General features: G+C 43.6%; 18 protein-coding genes. 1 reads left to right on the top strand and 17 read right to left on the bottom strand.

Annotated elements, in window-relative coordinates; genetic code table 11:
- Nucleotides 1-54 precede the first annotated feature (54 nt).
- The 10 genes from prmC to HNQ84_RS08165 form a co-directional block, all read right to left on the bottom strand.
- The gene (gene prmC, locus HNQ84_RS08210) at nucleotides 55-906 is read right to left on the bottom strand and encodes a peptide chain release factor N(5)-glutamine methyltransferase (RefSeq protein WP_435621785.1); all 852 of its coding nucleotides are present in this window, start codon (nucleotides 904-906) and stop codon (nucleotides 55-57) included.
- Complete coding sequence (prfA, locus tag HNQ84_RS08205) at nucleotides 896-1,972, bottom strand: peptide chain release factor 1 (protein WP_435621784.1); 1,077 nt, start codon at nucleotides 1,970-1,972, stop codon at nucleotides 896-898. The genes prmC and prfA overlap by 11 nt, the downstream gene beginning before the upstream one ends.
- A 56-nt stretch (nucleotides 1,973-2,028) precedes the next feature.
- The gene (locus tag HNQ84_RS08200) at nucleotides 2,029-2,649 is read right to left on the bottom strand and encodes a thymidine kinase (RefSeq protein ID WP_435621783.1); all 621 of its coding nucleotides are present in this window, start codon (nucleotides 2,647-2,649) and stop codon (nucleotides 2,029-2,031) included.
- 84 nt (nucleotides 2,650-2,733) lie between these two features.
- Nucleotides 2,734-2,934 (bottom strand): 50S ribosomal protein L31, encoded by a 201-nt coding sequence (gene rpmE / locus HNQ84_RS08195; RefSeq protein WP_003397039.1) that lies wholly within the window; start codon nucleotides 2,932-2,934, stop codon nucleotides 2,734-2,736.
- Between the two features lie 110 nt (nucleotides 2,935-3,044).
- The gene (gene rho, locus HNQ84_RS08190) at nucleotides 3,045-4,331 is read right to left on the bottom strand and encodes a transcription termination factor Rho (protein ID WP_183242505.1); all 1,287 of its coding nucleotides are present in this window, start codon (nucleotides 4,329-4,331) and stop codon (nucleotides 3,045-3,047) included.
- Between the two features lie 168 nt (nucleotides 4,332-4,499).
- Entirely contained in the window at nucleotides 4,500-5,462 is a 963-nt protein-coding gene (gene glpX, locus HNQ84_RS08185; RefSeq protein WP_183247605.1) for a class II fructose-bisphosphatase, read from the bottom strand.
- 26 nt (nucleotides 5,463-5,488) lie between these two features.
- A complete protein-coding gene (murA, locus tag HNQ84_RS08180; protein WP_183242508.1) occupies nucleotides 5,489-6,775 on the bottom strand; it encodes a UDP-N-acetylglucosamine 1-carboxyvinyltransferase in 1,287 nt (428 codons plus the stop codon).
- Between the two features lie 57 nt (nucleotides 6,776-6,832).
- Nucleotides 6,833-7,480: a fructose-6-phosphate aldolase gene (gene fsa / locus HNQ84_RS08175; protein ID WP_003397044.1), complete on the bottom strand. Its 648-nt coding sequence runs from the start codon at nucleotides 7,478-7,480 to the stop codon at nucleotides 6,833-6,835.
- 82 nt (nucleotides 7,481-7,562) lie between these two features.
- A complete protein-coding gene (locus HNQ84_RS08170; protein ID WP_009360981.1) occupies nucleotides 7,563-8,423 on the bottom strand; it encodes a class II fructose-bisphosphate aldolase in 861 nt (286 codons plus the stop codon).
- Nucleotides 8,424-8,627: 204 nt separating this feature from the next.
- Complete coding sequence (locus HNQ84_RS08165) at nucleotides 8,628-8,987, bottom strand: response regulator (protein WP_032101337.1); 360 nt, start codon at nucleotides 8,985-8,987, stop codon at nucleotides 8,628-8,630.
- A gap of 174 nt (nucleotides 8,988-9,161) precedes the next feature.
- Here HNQ84_RS08165 and HNQ84_RS08160 point away from each other — a divergent pair, with 174 nt between their 5' ends.
- Complete coding sequence (locus HNQ84_RS08160) at nucleotides 9,162-9,680, top strand: DUF2529 domain-containing protein (RefSeq protein ID WP_435621782.1); 519 nt, start codon at nucleotides 9,162-9,164, stop codon at nucleotides 9,678-9,680.
- A 27-nt stretch (nucleotides 9,681-9,707) separates the two neighbouring features.
- On the opposite strand, the gene pyrG is transcribed toward HNQ84_RS08160, so the two are convergent.
- The 7 genes from pyrG to HNQ84_RS08125 form a co-directional block, all read right to left on the bottom strand.
- Entirely contained in the window at nucleotides 9,708-11,303 is a 1,596-nt protein-coding gene (pyrG, locus tag HNQ84_RS08155) for a CTP synthase (protein WP_183242512.1), read from the bottom strand.
- A 157-nt stretch (nucleotides 11,304-11,460) separates the two neighbouring features.
- On the bottom strand, nucleotides 11,461-12,060 hold the full coding sequence (gene rpoE, locus HNQ84_RS08150; RefSeq protein WP_221248220.1) for a DNA-directed RNA polymerase subunit delta: 600 nt from the start codon (nucleotides 12,058-12,060) through the stop codon (nucleotides 11,461-11,463).
- A gap of 71 nt (nucleotides 12,061-12,131) precedes the next feature.
- Nucleotides 12,132-15,386, bottom strand: coding sequence for a fused isobutyryl-CoA mutase/GTPase IcmF (gene icmF, locus HNQ84_RS08145; protein WP_435621781.1), 3,255 nt, complete (start codon nucleotides 15,384-15,386; stop codon nucleotides 12,132-12,134).
- A 20-nt stretch (nucleotides 15,387-15,406) separates the two neighbouring features.
- Entirely contained in the window at nucleotides 15,407-16,030 is a 624-nt protein-coding gene (locus HNQ84_RS08140; protein ID WP_435621780.1) for a TetR/AcrR family transcriptional regulator, read from the bottom strand.
- A 10-nt stretch (nucleotides 16,031-16,040) separates the two neighbouring features.
- On the bottom strand, nucleotides 16,041-17,180 hold the full coding sequence (locus HNQ84_RS08135; RefSeq protein WP_183242520.1) for an acyl-CoA dehydrogenase: 1,140 nt from the start codon (nucleotides 17,178-17,180) through the stop codon (nucleotides 16,041-16,043).
- Nucleotides 17,177-18,328: an acyl-CoA dehydrogenase gene (locus HNQ84_RS08130; protein ID WP_055440798.1), complete on the bottom strand. Its 1,152-nt coding sequence runs from the start codon at nucleotides 18,326-18,328 to the stop codon at nucleotides 17,177-17,179. The genes HNQ84_RS08135 and HNQ84_RS08130 overlap by 4 nt, the downstream gene beginning before the upstream one ends.
- A gap of 13 nt (nucleotides 18,329-18,341) precedes the next feature.
- Nucleotides 18,342-19,187, bottom strand: a complete 846-nt coding sequence (locus tag HNQ84_RS08125; protein WP_055440799.1) for a 3-hydroxybutyryl-CoA dehydrogenase — start codon at nucleotides 19,185-19,187, stop codon at nucleotides 18,342-18,344.
- Nucleotides 19,188-19,201 lie beyond the last annotated feature (14 nt).

Here is a 19,201-nt window from a genome sequence, read left to right as displayed (position 1 = left end):
GAAAAGGAGTTTGATAAACTATGAAAATGAAAAAAATATAAAAAGCTTCCGATGTTACTCGGAAGCGAGATCGGCAATGACGATGCGCTCTTTGTTGTTTATGTCAAAAAGGACGTCGACATACGCGGAAGGAAATGTTTGTTGTAACATCGTTTGTACCGCTTGTCCTTGTCCGTGACCGATTTCAAATGCAATTAGTGCTTTTGCTGAGACAACTTGTGGCAATTGTTCGGTGAGACGACGATAAAATAATAAGCCGTCTTCACCGCCGACAAGCGCACGAAGCGGTTCTTTTTGCACGACAGGCGATAATGCCGGAATGTCACAGGCTGGAATGTATGGCGGATTAGAAACAACGACATCGACTTGTATGCCTCGTTCGATCATCGGCTGTAATAAATCCCCCTCCAACCAATGCACGTTCGCGCCAAGCTGAGCGGCATTTTTTTTCGCGACTTCAAGCGATGAAGCGGCAATATCAATGCCATACACACGCCACATTGGTCGTTCTAACGACAACGTAATCGCAATCGCTCCACTTCCTGTTCCGACATCAACGACGGAAAGCGGCTGTTTTTGTGCGCGCGCCAGCACATGTGAAACGAGCTCTTCAGTTTCTGGACGTGGAATTAATACATGCTCATTGACGATAAACGTCCGTCCGTAAAACTGTTCATATCCGATCAAATATTGAATGGGGATATGCTCTAGCGCGTGTTTTTTTACATCCGCCATAAATATTTGTTTACACGTTTCATCGATCGGCTCGCGCAAATTAGCAAATAGTTGCGCACGCGTCATTTGTAAATGATGACGCAATAACCATTCCGCAGCCGTTTCTTCCTTTCCATGCTCTCGGAAAAAAGAAGAAGCCCATTGAAGGACTTCATATATTTTACTGCTCATTGTTCGCTTGCTCCAATTTTTTGGATTGATCATCTAAAATGAGCGCATCAATAATTTCATCTAACTTTCCTTCTAACACTTGATCAAGTTTTTGGATCGTCAATCCAATGCGATGATCTGTCACGCGATTTTGCGGGAAGTTGTACGTGCGAATACGTTCAGAACGATCGCCTGTTCCGACCGCTTGTTTGCGCGTTTGGTCATATTCGGCACGCGCTTCTTGTTGGTATTTATCGTAAATGCGTGCGCGCAATACTTTCATCGCTTTTTCTTTATTTTTAATTTGCGATTTTTCGTCTTGGCACGATACGACAATTCCTGTTGGAATGTGCGTTAAACGAACAGCTGACATCGTCGTATTGACACTTTGCCCTCCCGGACCGCTCGATGCGAACGTATCAACGCGAATATCTTTTTCGTTAATTTCAATTTCGATTTCTTCCATCTCTGGCAAACACGCAACTGTCGCTGTTGACGTATGAATGCGTCCACCCGATTCCGTCTCTGGTACGCGCTGAACGCGATGGGCACCGTTTTCAAATTTTAATTTTGAATATGCCCCTTTTCCTTGAATCATAAAGATGATTTCTTTGTAGCCGCCAAGTCCTGTTGGATGTGCCTCAATCACTTCTGTTTTCCATCCTTGCGACTCCGCGTAGCGCGTATACATGCGATATAAATCGCCTGCAAAAAGCGCGGCTTCCTCTCCACCTGCTGCCCCACGAATTTCCATAATGACGTTCTTATCGTCGTTCGGATCTTTCGGAAGCAACAATACTTTTAGCTTTTCCACAAGCTGTTCTTCACGCTCTTCTAGCTCGTTAATTTCTTCTTTCACCATGTCGCGCATATCTGGGTCGAGCTTTTCTTCCAGCATCGCTTTCGCATCTACTAACTGCTCACGCACCGATTTATATTCGCGATACGTTTGTACCGTTTCCGCTAAATCGGATTGCTCTTTCGAATAATCACGTAACTTTTTCGGGTCATTTAATACTTCTGGATCCATTAATAGTTCATTTAATTTTTCATAACGGGCTTCTACTGCCTGTAAACGATCGAACATTTTTCTCACCTCGACTTTTCATTATATCATAAACGATCATACGGAAAAACTCGCCCTTATGGACGAGTCGCTGTTTCTGTACTTGTTTTATTTTTCGCTGGGTGATCAGGCACTTCGTGATGATGGCGACAACGTGGTTCGTACGATTCGCTGGCACCGATTAAAATGACAGGGTCGTTGTACGATGCAGGACGACCGTTAATGAGCCGCTGCGTGCGCGATGCGGGAGAGCCACAGACGGTACAAACAGCTTGTAGCTTTGTCACCGATTCAGCGATAGACATTAACGTTGGAACAGGTCCGAACGGTTCACCGCGAAAATCTTGGTCTAAACCAGCTACAATGACACGATACCCTTCATCAGCAAGCTGTTGCACAACATCAACGACATGTTCGTCAAAAAATTGCACTTCATCAATTGCCACAACGTCCGTATTTGCGGAGATGTGCTTTCGAATGTCTAGCGCACAAGAAACAGGGATGGCGATAACAGATGTTCCATTATGAGAAACAACTGCCTCTTCGCTATATCGATTATCGATCGCTGGCTTAAACACTTTCACTTCTTGTTTCGCAAATTGGGCGCGACGTACGCGGCGAATGAGCTCTTCCGATTTTCCTGAAAACATGCTACCGCAAATGACTTCGAGCCAGCCGGATTGCTTCATGACATACATCAGGGCGTCCCCTTCCTTTCAAGCTTTCACGAAAAAAACAGGCAAGTGAAAAATGTTCGCTTGCCTGTTTTCATGACATACGGATTACTTAAGGCCGTATTTTTTGTTAAATTTATCAACACGTCCTGCAGCAGAAGCGAATTTTTGACGTCCTGTGTAGAATGGATGGCACGCTGAGCAAATTTCTACGCGCACTTCGTCTTTAACAGAACCGCTCTCAAACTCGTTTCCACACGCGCATTTAACCATCACTTTTTTATAGTTTGGATGGATTCCTGCTTTCATTCCATTTCATCTCCTTCCGCCCTGAATCTTTTCGAAACAGAGTTTATATGCAATCAAAAACACACATGATAAAATTATAACAACCGTCCCGCTGTTTTGCAACTATCCATTTATAACCGTTTTAAATTTCCGGCTGTTTTCCACTCTTCATCCAACATCGCAAAAAACTCTTCGTTCGTCTTTGTCTGTTTTAATCGGTGAATAAATCGTTCAATAAAGTCTGGCGTATCCGACATCGTTTTGCGAATCGCCCATAATTTTTCTAAATGTTCTCTCGGGATTAATAACTCTTCTTTTCGTGTACCTGAGCGACGAATGTCAATCGCAGGGAAAATACGTTTTTCGGCTAATGAACGGTCAAGATGAAGCTCCATATTTCCTGTTCCTTTAAATTCTTCATAAATGACATCGTCCATGCGCGAACCTGTATCAACAAGAGCAGTCGCTAAAATCGTTAAACTACCGCCTTCTTCAATGTTGCGCGCAGCTCCAAAAAACCGTTTTGGACGGTGGAATGCGGCCGGGTCAATTCCTCCTGAAAGCGTACGTCCGCTTGGAGGAATGACGAGGTTGTATGCACGTGCTAAACGAGTAATACTGTCCATTAAAATGACAACGTCACGTTTATGTTCAACAAGACGCATCGCACGTTCAAGCACAAGCTCCGCCACTTTAATATGATTTTCTGGCACTTCATCAAACGTCGAGCTCACGACATCGGCAGATACGGAACGTTCAATGTCGGTCACTTCCTCTGGACGCTCGTCAATAAGCAAAACGATCAACTCAACATCGGGATGATTCGTTGTGATGCTGTTGGCAATTTCTTTTAACAACATCGTTTTCCCTGCTTTTGGGGGCGCGACGATTAAACCGCGCTGACCGAATCCGATCGGAGCAATCAAATCGATGAGACGAGTAGATAGTTTTTCCGGTGTCGTTTCTAGCTTCATCTGTCGGTTTGGATAAAGCGGCGTAAGCGCTGGGAAGTGTACGCGCTCTTTTGCAATTTCTGGATCTTCACCATTTACAGCTTCGACGTGCAACAACCCAAAATACCGCTCGTTTTCTTTCGGTGGACGCACTTTTCCTGATACTTTATCACCGTTGCGCAGATCGAAGCGACGAATTTGCGATGCGGAAATATAAATATCTTCTGAACTAGGGGAATAGTTAATTGGACGTAAAAAACCAAACCCTTCTGATTGAATAATTTCAAGCACGCCTTCCATGAAGAAAAGACCGTCTTGTTCCGCGCGCGCTTTTAAAATGGCAAAAATTAATTCTTTTTTTGTCAGTTTACTGTAATATGATATTTTGTATTGACGAGCTAATTCGTATAGCTCTTTAATCGTCATATTTTCTAGCGTTGCAATCGTTAAATCTCCTAACTCCATACTTACACCACTCTTTTGTTTATTTTCATGAATTGCTCTTTGGGTTGGAAACAGCGAAGATGAAAAGATGATTACGAGAAGAGACGTAACATGACTATTTTACCCTTTTTTTATATTGTCAATCAATAGAAAAAGAGCGAGAGCGCGAAAAGTTCGCGCATCCCGCAATTATTTGATGACTAGGTTCGGCTTTTTCTTTAAGCTGTGGCGTCCTTCGATAAAACGAACCGTGCCAGATTTCGCACGCATAACAACGGAGTGTGTTTCGCCATATGTACCTTTAAATTGTACCCCCCGCAACAACTCTCCGTCCGTTACACCCGTTGCTGCAAAAATGGCATCGTCCCCTTTGACGAGATCTTCCATACGCAACACACGGTTTACGTCAATACCCATTCTTTTACAACGATCTAATTCCGCATCGTTTTGTGGCAATAGTTTTCCTTGTATTTCTCCACCGAGACATTTCAGCGCAACAGCCGCTAATACCCCTTCTGGTGCGCCTCCTGAACCAAATAAAATATCTACACCTGTATGATCAAACGCTGTATTAATTGCAGCAGCGACGTCACCATCATTAATGAGCTTAATACGCGCACCCGCTTCACGCAACTCCGCAATGATGCGCTCGTGGCGTGGACGATTTAAAATAATCGCCACAACGTCTTCAATATCTTTGTTTTTCGCTTTTGCTACCGCTTTTAAATTATCAATAATCGGTGCGTTAATGTCGATCATGCCGACCGCTTCAGGTCCAACAGCAATTTTATCCATGTACATATCTGGCGCATGAAGCAAGTTGCCATGATCCGCTACAGCAACAACCGCTAAAGCGTTCCAACCGCCAGAAGCGACAATATTTGTTCCTTCAAGTGGGTCAACTGCGACATCAACGCGCGGACCGTAACCGTTGCCAAGCTTTTCCCCAATGTACAACATCGGTGCTTCATCCATTTCCCCTTCACCGATGACAACCGTTCCTTTCATCGGAACTGTATCAAATACATCACGCATCGCGGACGTAGCCGCCTCATCTGCTTCATCTTTTTTACCGCGCCCCATCCAGCGTGCTGCAGCTAATGCAGCAGCTTCTGTTACACGGACAAGCTCCATCGATAAACTTCTTTCCATCGTTTCTCCCTCTCCCCTTTGTTGCATTATGTGTTCTTCAGCTGTTCGATTTCTTGTTCTGTCATTTTTTCGCGCCAAATCGTTGCGCCGAGATTAGCAAGTTTGTCAACTAAGTTGCTATAGCCACGATCAATATGTTCCAATCCTGTAATTTCTGTAACCCCTTCGGCCATCAATCCAGCAACGACAAGCGCAGCTCCTGCACGCAAATCGGTCGCACGTACTTTTGCCCCTTGTAGTCGAGATGGACCTGTAATGATCGCTGAACGCCCTTCAACTTTTACGTTAGCGTTCATGCGCCGCAATTCATCAATATGCTTAAATCGCGCGCTATAAATTGTATCTGTCACAATGCTCGTCCCAGACGCTTTCGTTAATAGTGAAGTGAATGGCTGTTGTAGATCGGTCGGAAAACCAGGGTAAACGAGCGTTTTAATATCGACAGCACGAAGATGATCTTTCGTCGCAACAAAAATTTGGTCATCGCTCGTTTCTACGATGACGCCCATTTCTCGCATTTTCGCAATGACCGCTTCTAAATGTTGTGGAATGACGTTGTCGATGATCACCCCTTTTCCCATGGCTGCACCGATAATCATATACGTTCCTGCTTCAATGCGATCCGGAATAATGGAATGGCGGCAACCGTGCAACTGCTCTACCCCGTCAATACGAATGACGTCTGTTCCTGCTCCTTTAATGCGCGCACCCATATTTGTCAACAGCGTCGCAACATCAATAATTTCCGGTTCTTTTGCCGCGTTTTCAATAATGGTTCGTCCTTTCGCTAAGACGGCAGCTAACATAATGTTGATCGTTGCGCCTACGCTGACGACGTCCAAGTAAATGCGCGCACCGTGAAGTTCTTCAGCCCGTAAATAAATGGCACCTTGTTCATTTGTCACTTTTGCACCAAGCGCCTCAAATCCTTTAATATGCTGATCAATCGGACGCGGTCCTAAATGACAACCGCCCGGCAATCCAATAACTGCTTTTTTAAATCGTCCGAGCATCGCACCCATCAAATAATAAGAAGCGCGCAACTTTTTCACTTTTCCGTTTGGCAAAGGCATGGAAACGATATGTGTCGGGTCGATGACGACTTCGTGTTCATCGAAATGAAAGGTACCGCCAATTTCTTCAATTAATTGTCCGAGCACATGAACGTCTGAAATGTTCGGCAACCCTTCAATGACTACAGGTGAGTTGGCTAAAATAGCGGCTGGAATGAGGGCAACTGCGCTATTTTTCGCGCCACTAACGCGCACGGAGCCTTGAAGGAGGTCACCGCCAACGATTTTTAACTTTTCCATATGTGTCTCCCTTCTCGCAAAGCAAGTACTAGAACGCGACGGAAAACTGCTTAATTGTTATTTTTGGTTTGCTTTATTCCAGTCTGCTAAAAATTTTTCGATGCCTTGATCAGTAAGTGGATGTTTAAATAGTTGCATAAGCACGTTGTAAGGAACCGTCGCAATATGCGCACCTTTTAATGCCGCTTCTGTCACATGTTGTGGATGACGAATGGATGCCGCGATAATTTCTGTCTCAATGTCATGAATGGCAAAAATGTTTGCGATCGTTTCAATTAAGTCTAATCCGTTATGACCGATATCGTCTAAGCGACCTAAAAATGGCGATACATATGTTGCCCCAGCGCGTGCCGCCAACAATGCTTGATTTGCGCTGAAAATAAGTGTTACGTTTGTTTTAATGCCTTTTTCGCTAAATACTTTTACTGCCTTTAGTCCTTCTGGCGTCATCGGTACTTTAATTGTAATGTTTGGGGCAATTTTCGCTAATTCTTCCCCTTCCGCAATCATTCCTTCTGCATCTGTAGCGATAACTTCCGCACTAACCGAGCCCGAAACGAGAGAAGTAATTTCACGAAGACGATCGTGGAACGACACGTTTTCTTTTGCGACGAGGCTTGGGTTTGTTGTTACTCCCGCTAAAATACCAAGCTCATGCGCATGGCGAATTTCATCAATATTTGCTGTGTCAATAAAAAATTTCATAATTTTCAACCTCCTAAACGCTTTCAAAGTGGAATGAAACAAAACCGCCCGCTTCAGCAAGGCTGAAACGGTGCGGCTTTTATTACAACGCTTTGCCGGAAGAACCGAATTCACGCATTTTGCCAATCACTGTTTCTTTAATCGCATCGCGGCCAGGGCCGAGGAACTTGCGTGGATCGTACACTTTTTCATCTTTTGCTAACACTTCACGCACCACTTTTGTAAACGCCATTTGATTTTCTGTGTTTACATTAATTTTTGATGTACCGAGCGAAATGGCACGTTGAATTTGTTCAGTCGGAATACCTGTTCCACCATGTAATACGAGTGGTACACCTGTACGATCACGAATTTCTTCCATCTCTTTGAAGCCTAATTTTGGCTCACCTTTGTATGGACCATGTACCGATCCAAGCGCTGGTGCTAAACAGTCGATGCCTGTACGCTTGACAAGCTCTTCGCACTCATCTGGATTTGCATAAATGATTCCTTCTGCAACAACATCATCTTCTTGTCCGCCGACTGTTCCGAGCTCGGCTTCAACAGATACGCCACGTGCATGAGCGTACTCTACAACTTTTGATGTAATTTCGACGTTTTCTTCAAACGGATGATGTGATGCATCGATCATAACAGATGTAAATCCGGCGTCAATTGCTGCTTTACACTTTTCAAAGCTTGAACCGTGGTCAAGGTGAATCGCAACAGGAACCGTAATGTTCATGTCTTCCATTAACCCTTTGACCATATTCACAACTGTTTTAAAGCCGCCCATATAGCGAGCTGCTCCTTCAGACACACCGAGGATCACAGGGGACTTTTCTTCTTCCGCTGCTGCTAAAATCGCTTGCGTCCATTCTAAGTTGTTAATATTGAATTGACCGACCGCATACTTGCCTGCCAATGCTTGTTTAAGCATTTCCGTCATTGAAACTAAAGGCATCGTTAAATCCTCCTTAAATGTAGCCATGATTCACTATCCGAAAGCGCCTCTCACATGTACAATGACCAAAATACGACAAATTTATACAAGACGACATCGAATAGTATGTACATTATAAGAATAACAAACTTTGTTTCCACACATCAACCTTATTCACCGAAACGAACAAAACTTTGTGAAAAAAGTTCAAAAAGATGTCAATGGTTATCCGATATATTGTTTCACTGCATCACGCATATCGTCTATATCAAAAGGTTTCGCAAAATGTGTCAGCGCACCGAGTTTCTTCGTTTCATGAATCATATCAAGCTCTCCGTAAGCCGTCATTACAATGACTTTTACATTTTCATTCATCTCTTTCATTTTCTTTAAAATTTCTACTCCGTCCATGCCCGGAATTTTCATATCTAACAACACTAAATCTGGGGAGTGCTTCGCAAACAAATCAAGCGCTTGAACACCGTTTGCCGCTTGATACGTTTCGTACCCTTCTTTTTGAAATACTTCATTTAATAAAATACGAATGCCAAACTGATCGTCCACAATCAAAATCTTCCCCGCCATATAAACACCTCTATTTTTCCCTTTTTTTCATATGTAAAGCTCCTATTTTTATTATCGTATCATTATTTCGAAATTTTTACCATTTATCCTGCTTCATGCTCTAATTTTGATCATTTTTTTATTTTTTAATATAATGAGCAACAAAGATAAAGTCGCATGAAAAGGAGATTTATCATGTTAAAAATATTATCGACACAGCTTGCTGGAGTGTTTCAACGAATAAGCGCACAAGAAGAGGAGCAGTTTGAAGATGCTGCCCGTTTACTTGCGCAGGCGGTCATTGGTAACGGTACGATTTTTATTTACGGTATCGATGAAATGGAAGCGGTTGTTGCGGAAGCGCTACATGGAGCTGAAAGGCTGCCAAACGTAAAACGGTTCAACATAACCGAAGTAACAACTGCTGACCGCGTGCTCATCGTTTCACGCTTTTGTGCAAATGAAGAAGCGATTCGCATCGCTAAACAACTTCAAGAACAAAACATATGGACGATCGGTATGTCATCTATCGTGGAGAGCACGAAACCGTCGCTTGTTGACTATGTCGATGTACATATTGATTTATGTTTAAAACAGCCGCTCGTTCCAACAGAAAATGGCACGCGTGTTGGCTTTCCTTCTGCGATTGCCGCTTTATTCGCCTATCATAGCTTAGCGTTCATGACGCAAGAAATCGTTGCCGAATACGAGTAAGAGGATGCCCATATCGGACATCCTCTTTTATTTTTCTAACGATGCGCGAATAAATTCGCGGAAAAGTGGCTGTGGACGCGTCGGGCGGGATGTAAATTCCGGATGAAACTGCGCCGCAACGAACCAAGGATGATCTTTCAACTCAATAATTTCTACAAGACGACCATCTGGGCTTGTACCGGAAAAGACAAAACCATTTTCCTCCATCATTGTACGATACTCGTTGTTAAATTCATAACGATGGCGATGGCGTTCATAAATGACTTCATCTTGATATGCTTCGTACGCTTTCGTTCCTTCAACGAGCTTGCACGGATACAAGCCAAGGCGAAGCGTTCCTCCTAAATCTTCAATATCTTTTTGTTCTGGCAATAAATCAATAATTGGATGTGGTGTGTTCGGATCGATTTCCGCCGAATGAGCGCCTTTTAATCCGACGACATGACGAGCAAATTCGACAGATGCTAACTGCATACCTAAACAAATACCGAGGAATGGGATACGTTGTTCACGGGCATAACGGATCGCTTCAATTTTTCCTTCAATACCACGATCGCCAAATCCACCCGGAACGAGAATGCCATTTACCCCTTGAAGCAACTGGGCAACGTTGTCTCGATCAACATGTTCAGAGTTAATCCAACGAATATCGATATCCGCATCAAATGCGTATCCAGCATGACGCAACGCTTCGACGACAGAAATGTACGCATCTTGCAGTTCAACGTACTTTCCAACGAGCGCAATCGTTGTTTTATTTGATAAGTTGCGCACTTTTTCGACGAGCGCAACCCATTCGGTCATATCCGCTTCATTACAATTTAGTTTTAAATGTTCGCAAACGATTTGATCGAGCTTTTGTTCTTGAAGCATAAGCGGTACAGCGTATAACGTATCGGCATCGCGCGCTTCAATGACCGCTTTCGGATCGATGTCACAGAACAAAGCGATTTTATCTTTCATATCTTGAGACATTGGCATTTCTGTACGCACGACGATGACGTTTGGCTGAATGCCCAAGCTGCGCAACTCTTTGACACTATGTTGCGTCGGTTTCGTTTTCATTTCACCTGCTGCTTTAATATACGGTACAAGCGTACAATGAATGTACATGACGTTGTCACGGCCGACATCGCTTTTAATTTGACGAATCGCTTCCAAAAAAGGAAGAGATTCAATGTCGCCAACCGTTCCTCCAATTTCAGTAATAACTACGTCCGCATTCGTTTCACGTCCTGCACGAAACACGCGCTCTTTAATTTCGTTTGTAATATGAGGTATAACTTGTACCGTGCCGCCTAAGTAATCACCGCGACGTTCTTTTTTCAGTACGGTCGAATATATTTTTCCTGTTGTTACGTTGCTGTATTTGTTTAAATTAATGTCAATAAAGCGCTCATAATGTCCTAAGTCTAAGTCCGTTTCTGCTCCGTCATCTGTAACGAACACTTCTCCATGTTGATACGGACTCATCGTTCCCGGGTCAACGTTAATGTACGGATCAAACTTTTGAATCGTCACTTTTAAGCCACGATTTTTTAATAATCGGCCAAGTGACGCAGCCGTAATTCCTTTTCCAAGCGATGATACGACGCCACCTGTTACAAAAATATATTTTGTCATGAAAACCTTCCCCCTCAACTCATTTAGAATAGTTACAGTGTGTGCGAATTCGGGGAAAAATAAAAACGCTCCGCTTACAAATATGTAAGGGAGCGAACGTATCTCTATGAAAAGAGCCCAAACAGAATTCTACATATATCGATGTAAAAAGTCAAGGTTATAATTCCTCATCTTCTTCTAACTCTAATTCCTCATCGACGACGTCTAGCTCTTCATCAATTGGAGCGTCGTCTAAATCGAGTTCTTCATCTAATAAATCATCAATGACTTCTTCGTCTTCATCTAATACAAAATCATCGTCTAACAACTCTTCATCATCTAATAATTCCTCATCTAAATCGTCATATACTAATTCGTCTTCATCGATGAGTTCATCGAAATCGTCAAAGTCATCGGCTACTTTTTTCTTCTTCTTCACGCGTTCTACAGGCACTGCTTCATCTTCTGTTTGATCATACGGATACCACGAACGCAAGCCCCAAGCCGTTTCCCCAACACAAATAAATCGGCCGTCGACGTTTAAATCTGTATAAAATTGCGCTAATCGCGCGCTTACTTCACTTTCAGATAACCCTTTCATCGCGACTAGCTGTTCGACCATCTCTTGAAATGACACCGTCTGCTTTTTCTCAGACAATAGCAAATACGCAAGTTCGACGAAAGACATCTCTCGCAATTGTTCTTGAGAGTATTGCTCCAAACTCACTTTCCGCACTCCCTTTCTCCAACGTATGAAAACAACAAAAATCCATACCATTCATTATAAACAAATTCATTTACTTTATGCTAGACGGTTGCCCAAAAAAAATGTCGGGACATGCCCCGACATTACATATTGCGGCGATATTGCCCACCGACTTCATACAACGCTTTCGTAATTTGTCCTAAGCTTGCAACTCTGACCGTTTCCATGAGCTCAGCGAAAATGTTTCCTCCGCTTACCGCGACATGTTTTAACCGCGCCAGCGCTTCTTCCACTTCGTCTTTATGTTCTTCGTGGAATTTGCGCAAGTTTTCAAGTTGTAATTGCTTTTCTTCATATGATGCACGTGCAAGCTGCAGGCTTTCAATTTCTTCCTCAACCGCTGCGTTCGGGTTTAAATATGTGTTTACTCCAATAATCGGCAGTTCTCCACTATGTTTTTTCATTTCGTAATACATCGATTCATCTTGAATTTTACCGCGTTGATATTGCATTTCCATCGCACCAAGTACACCGCCACGCTCATCAAGACGTTCAAATTCTTTTAATACTGCTTCTTCAACTAAGTCCGTTAGTTCTTCAATAATGAATGATCCTTGTAGCGGATTTTCATTTTTCGTTAATCCATGCTCTTTTGTAATGATAAGCTGAATGGCCATGGCGCGACGAACAGATTCTTCAGTCGGCGTAGTGATCGCTTCATCATAGGCGTTCGTATGAAGCGAGTTGCAGTTATCATGAAGAGCCATGAGAGCCTGTAGTGTTGTTCGAATATCATTAAAGTCAATTTCTTGAGCGTGAAGCGAACGTCCTGATGTTTGTACGTGATATTTCAACTTTTGGCTTCGCTCATTTGCTCCGTATTTTTCGCGCATCGCAACCGCCCAAATGCGTCGGGCCACCCGACCGATAACGGTATATTCCGGATCGAGACCGTTGCTGAAGAAAAACGATAAGTTTGGCGCAAAATCATCAATGTGCATGCCTCGGCTTAAATAATATTCCACGTACGTAAAACCGTTTGCTAGCGTAAACGCCAATTGCGTAATCGGATTCGCCCCTGCTTCAGCAATATGATAGCCTGAGATGGAAACAGAATAATAGTTACGAACGCGATTGTCGATAAAGTATTGTTGAATGTCCCCCATCATGCGCAAAGCAAACTCAGTCGAAAAAATACACGTATTTTGCCCTTGATCTTCTTTTAAAATGTCCGCTTGGACTGTCCCCCGAACCGTTTGCAAAGTCCATGCTTTGACTTGTTCGTATTCTTCTTTCGTTAACTTTCGTCCAAGCTCTGCTTCTTTCTTCTCTACTTGTTGATCAATCGCTGTATTTAGAAACATCGCTAAAATGATTGGCGCAGGGCCGTTAATTGTCATCGATACAGATGTAAGCGGATGGCATAAATCAAAACCTTTGTATAACTTTTTCATATCATCTAACGTACAAACGCTTACACCGCTTTCACCGATTTTTCCGAAAATGTCTGGACGTTCATTCGGATCTTCCCCATATAACGTAACGGAATCAAACGCTGTACTTAACCGTTTCGCTGGATCGTCTTTACATAAGTAATGGAAGCGCCGATTCGTTCGCTCTGGCGTACCTTCTCCTGCAAATTGTCGCTTCGGATCTTCTTCTTGCCGTTTAAACGGGAATACACCTGCAGTAAATGGAAATACACCTGGAACGTTTTCTTTATAAAGCCATCGTAAAATTTCTCCGTAATCTTTAAACTTCGGCAATGCGACTTTCGGAATGTCTAAACCGGCTAAACTTTTCGTTGTTAGCGGTGTAACGATTTCTTTATCACGCACTTTCGTCACAAACTCTTTAGCGGCATATTTCTTTTTGACATCTTCCCATGAAGCTAATAGTTTTCTTGACTCCGGTGTTAATTTTTCCTCATATGATCGTTTTGCATCTTGTAAAGCTTCCAATGCTTGTTCATGATGGTACTCATTCATCGTTTCGATGGCGCCTTCAAGCTGAAATACGCGGCGAGCAATGTCACATTGTTCATTGACGCGCTTATGATATTGACGGATCGTATCGGCAATTTCGCGCAAATAATGGCGACGTTCGTTCGGGATGATGACGTTTTGTTTTTCGACATGATCGACTTTTTGCAACGTCGTCGTCCAATTCGTGCCCATTCGTTCATTAATCAAGTCGATTAAGGCAACAAACAGCGTATTCGTTCCTGGATCGTTAAATTGGCTGGCGATCGTGCCGAATACAGGCATTTCGCTTACATCTCGATCAAATAATTGATGGCTTCGTTGGTATTGTTTTTGCACTTGGCGTTTTGCATCTTCTGAACCTTGTCGCTCAAATTTATTAATAACGATGAGATCGGCATAGTCGATCATATCAATTTTCTCAAGCTGTGACGGAGCACCGAACTCGCTCGTCATCACATACATCGCAATATCACAAATATCTTTAATAGCTGCATCGCCTTGCCCGATCCCGCTCGTTTCTACGATCACTAAATCAAAACCTGCTGCTTTCACCACTTCAATCGCATCTTGAATCGCAAGTGACAATTCCGAACGCGAGCTACGTGTCGCTAAGCTCCGCATATACACCCGCGGAGAAGAAATGGCATTCATACGAATGCGATCCCCAAGCAACGCACCGCCCGTTTTTTGTTTTGTCGGGTCAACCGATAAAATGGCCACTTTTTTGTCTGGAATTTCGTTTAAAAAGCGGCGGACAAGTTCATCGGTGAGCGAGCTTTTTCCCGCACCACCTGTTCCGGTAATGCCGAGAACTGGTACGCGTTTCGCCATCGCTTTCACTTGTCGTAAAACGGCTTCGGCTGTGGCAGCGATTTCGCTATGAGCGTTTACGCCGTTCTCACACACTGTAATTAAGCGAGCTACGGCTTGAACGTCCCCGGTTGCTAATCGCTCTACTTCATCGGTAATTTCTTTGACAGTCGGAAAATCACATTCTTCCATCATGATGTTAATCATTCCTTGCAATCCGTAACGTCGACCGTCTTCTGGCGAGAAAATACGCGCGATACCATATTCGTGCAATTCTTTTATTTCCCTTGGAATAATGACACCACCACCACCACCATAGATGCGAATGTGTCCCGCACCACGCTGTTGTAATAAGTCGTACATATATTTAAAAAACTCCATATGACCGCCTTGATACGAAGATACCGCAATGCCCTGCACATCTTCTTGAATCGCAGCGTTCACAATTTCTTCAACCGAGCGGTTATGTCCAAGATGAATGACCTCAGCTCCGCTCACTTGCAAAATGCGACGCATAATGTTGATTGCCGCGTCATGTCCATCGAATAAACTAGACGCCGTCACAAAGCGAACGTGATGTTTTGGACGATAAATGTGCGCCATGTTTCTCCCATCCCCTTTCGCTACCGCTTCATAAGCCCTTCAAGCAATAGCTTTGTTTGCAATTGAATATATTCATCGAGCGTATACATTTTTTTCAACGCCCAACGACGGAACCCCCACATTTGACCGAGCACGAAAATGTTATGTGCAAATAATTGAATTTCTTGTTCCGTTAAAGAAAATACCCTATTGTCTACACAGCGTCGTAAAATATGTTCAAACATTGCAACCATTTGTAATTCTTTATTAAGCACATACGGAAGCGATTCTTTACCAAGTGACTTTGCCTCTTGATACATGACGAGCACTTCATCTTGCAGTTCATCAACGACACGAAAATAGTAAGCAATCGCTAATTTTAACCCGTCTAAATCCCCTTGTGTCGTATCAATAGCTTGTTCCATGCGGTCGCGCACTTCATCGTAAATGCGATCGCACACTAAATAAAGGACGTCTTCTTTTTTGCGAATGTATTCGTATAGCGTTCCGATGCTAAAGCCAGAAGCGCGGGCAATTTCGCGCGTCGTCGTTTGATGGAACCCTTTTTGTTTAAATAGCGAAATCGCCCCTTTAATCATTTGGTTGCGCCTTTTTTTCACAAGCCGCTCATCTTTGACAGACGCTGGTACTTCACGCTTTTTCATCACACCCCTCCTATTTCGTTAACATTCTTGAAATGACGATGCGTTGAATTTCTTGCGTCCCTTCATAAATTTGCGTAATTTTTGCATCGCGCATAAACCGCTCCACTGGATAGTCTTTCGTGTAACCGTAGCCACCAAAAATTTGTACCGCTTCAACGGTCACTTTCATCGCCGTGTCCCCTGCAAACAATTTCGCCATCGCTGATTCTTTTCCATACGGTAAACCGTTTGATTCAAGCCATGCCGCTTGATATGTTAGTAAACGAGCAGCTTCGATTGCTGTTGCCATATCGGCTAGCTTAAAGGCAATGCCTTGTTGTTCTGCAATTGGCTTACCGAATTGAATACGTCCTTTCGCATATTCTACCGCTGCATCTAACGCCCCTTGAGCGATGCCGACCGCTTGCGCAGCGATGCCATTTCGACCACCATCAAGCGTCATCATCGCAATTTTAAATCCTTCTCCTTCTTCACCGAGCAAATTTTCTTTCGGAATGCGACAATCTTCAAAAATAAGCTCCGTCGTTGGTGATGAACGAATGCCAAGCTTTTTCTCTTTTTTCCCGATCGAAAATCCAGGCGTTCCTTTTTCAACAATAAATGCGCTAATGCCACGATGTTTTTTCTCTGGGTCTGTCACCGCAAAAACAACATAAATGTCTGCTTCCCCACCGTTTGTAATCCATACTTTTGAGCCGTTTAATACGTAATGATCGCCATCCTTTACAGCACGCGTTTTCATTGCTGAAACGTCAGAACCTGCTCCTGGTTCAGACAAACCGTACGCCCCAAGCTTTTCTCCTGTCGCTAATGCTCGTAAATACGTTTGTTTTTGTTGTTCTGTTCCAAATTTATAAATCGGCCAACTTGCTAACGAAATGTGAGCGGAAAGCGTCACCCCTGTCGATGCGCACACCTTTGAAAGCTCCTCCACAGCGATGACGTATGCTAAATAATCGCTACCGATACCACCGTATTCCTCTGGCCACGGGATGCCCGTCAAACCGAGCTCCGCCATTTTATTAAAAATGTCGCGATCAAAACGTTCTTCTTCATCGCGTTCTGCTGCTGTCGGTGCCACTTCGTTTTTCGCAAAATCGCGCACCATTTTTCGTATCATTTCATGCTCTTCACTAAGTTGAAAATTCATTTTCCCATCCCCCTCAACAAATGTTTACTAATGACAAGCCGTTGAATTTCACTCGTTCCTTCATAAATTTCGCACACTTTCGCATCGCGGAATAGCCGTTCAACCGGATAGTCTTCTGTGTAGCCGTTGCCTCCGAAAATTTGTACCGCTTCAATGGCGTTTTCCATCGCTGTTTTTGATGCAAACAGCTTCGCCATCGACGCTTCTTTTCCACACGGCATGCCGTTTGAACGTAAAAAAGCAGCATGATAAACGAGCAGTTTGGCCGCTTCGACGTTCGTTGCCATATCGGCTAGTTTAAACGCAATGCCTTGTTGTTCGGCGATCGGCTTACCGAATTGAATGCGTTCTTTCGCATAATTCGTTGCATGTTCAAGCGCGGCTTCGGCAATACCGAGCGATTGAGCCGCAATCCCGATGCGACCGCTATCTAAGTTAGCCATCGCGATTTTAAATCCGTCCCCTTCTTGACCGAGTAAGTTTTCCGCAGGCACGCGCATATCTTCAAACGATAATTGAACGGTTCGCGACCCGTGAAGCCCCATTTTTTTCTCGTCTTTTCCGATGATAAGACCTGGCGTATGTTTTTCAACGATAAATGCGCTTACTCCTTTACTTCCTTTTTCTTCTGGATTTGTACGAGCAAATACGATATACGTATCCGCTTCCCCACCGTTTGTAATAAATACTTTCGAGCCATTTAATACATAATGGTCACCATCGCGAATGGCTGTCGTTTTTAAGCTTGCTGCATCCGATCCTGATCCTGGTTCTGTTAAGCAAAACGCTCCTAAATATTCACCGCGCGCGAGCTTCGGCACATATTTTCGCTTTTGCTCCTCCGTTCCGAAATATAAAATCGGATTTGTGCCGACAGACGTATGGACAGATAAAATGACCCCTACGACAGCGCTCACTTTTGAAATTTCGTGTATCGCAATGATATATGACGTAAAATCCATCCCCGCACCGCCATATTGCTCAGGTACAGTAATACCCATTAAGCCGAGCTCCGCCATTTTTTCAAGAATCGGGCGCGGAAACTCTCCGCGCTCCATCCGTTCAACGAACGGTGCAATTTCATTTTCAGCAAACTCGCGCACCATTTGACGCATCATTTGCTGTTCTTCTGTAAAATGTAAATTCATGCTGACAACCCCTTTATTCGTACGTGTAAAATCCTCGCCCTGTTTTTCGTCCGAGCCAACCCGCTTTCACATATTTACGTAAAAGCGGACACGGACGATATTTATCGTCACCAAGTCCATCATGAAGCACTTCCATAATGTATAGACACGTATCTAAGCCGATAAAATCCGCTAAGGTGAGCGGTCCCATTGGATGATTCATGCCAAGTTTCATCACTTCGTCAATCGCTTCTTTCGTCGCCACACCTTCGTATAAACAATAAATCGCTTCATTAATCATCGGCATTAATACACGATTGGAAACAAATCCCGGGAAATCGTTTACTTCAACCGGTACTTTTCCTAACGTTTTTGTCATTTGTTCGATCGCTTCATATACTTCGTCAGCCGTCGCGAGACCGCGAATAATTTCAACAAGTTTCATAATCGGTACTGGATTCATAAAATGCATGCCAATGACTTTCTCTGGTCGCTTCGTTGCTGCGGCAATTTCTGTAATCGGTAGTGAGGACGTATTTGTCGCTAAAATGGCATGCGGAGGAGTGATTTCATCTAGCTGTGCAAACAATGCTGTTTTCACATCCATATTTTCAACAACCGCTTCGATGACGACATCGACATCGCTTCCATCTTGCAAAGTTGTCGATGGACGAATGCGACCGATCACTTCATCGCGCTGTTGTGCGCTGAATGTTCCTTTTTCAACAAACTTATTGATGCTTTTTGCAATATTGTTCAGCCCCCATTGTACGCGCTCTTCATTGACATCGTTTAAAATGACGTCATATCCTGCTGTGGCACACACTTGAGCAATCCCTGATCCCATTTGACCAGCACCAACAACCATCACTTTTTTCATCGTTCCATCCCCCG

Origin of the sequence: Anoxybacillus eryuanensis, from assembly GCF_051200995.1 — a bacterium.
Classification (GTDB): Bacteria; Bacillota; Bacilli; order Bacillales; family Anoxybacillaceae; genus Anoxybacillus; species Anoxybacillus tengchongensis.
The sequence above is the reverse complement of the archived record's forward strand: the minus strand, read 5'-3'. Positions and strand labels throughout refer to the sequence as shown.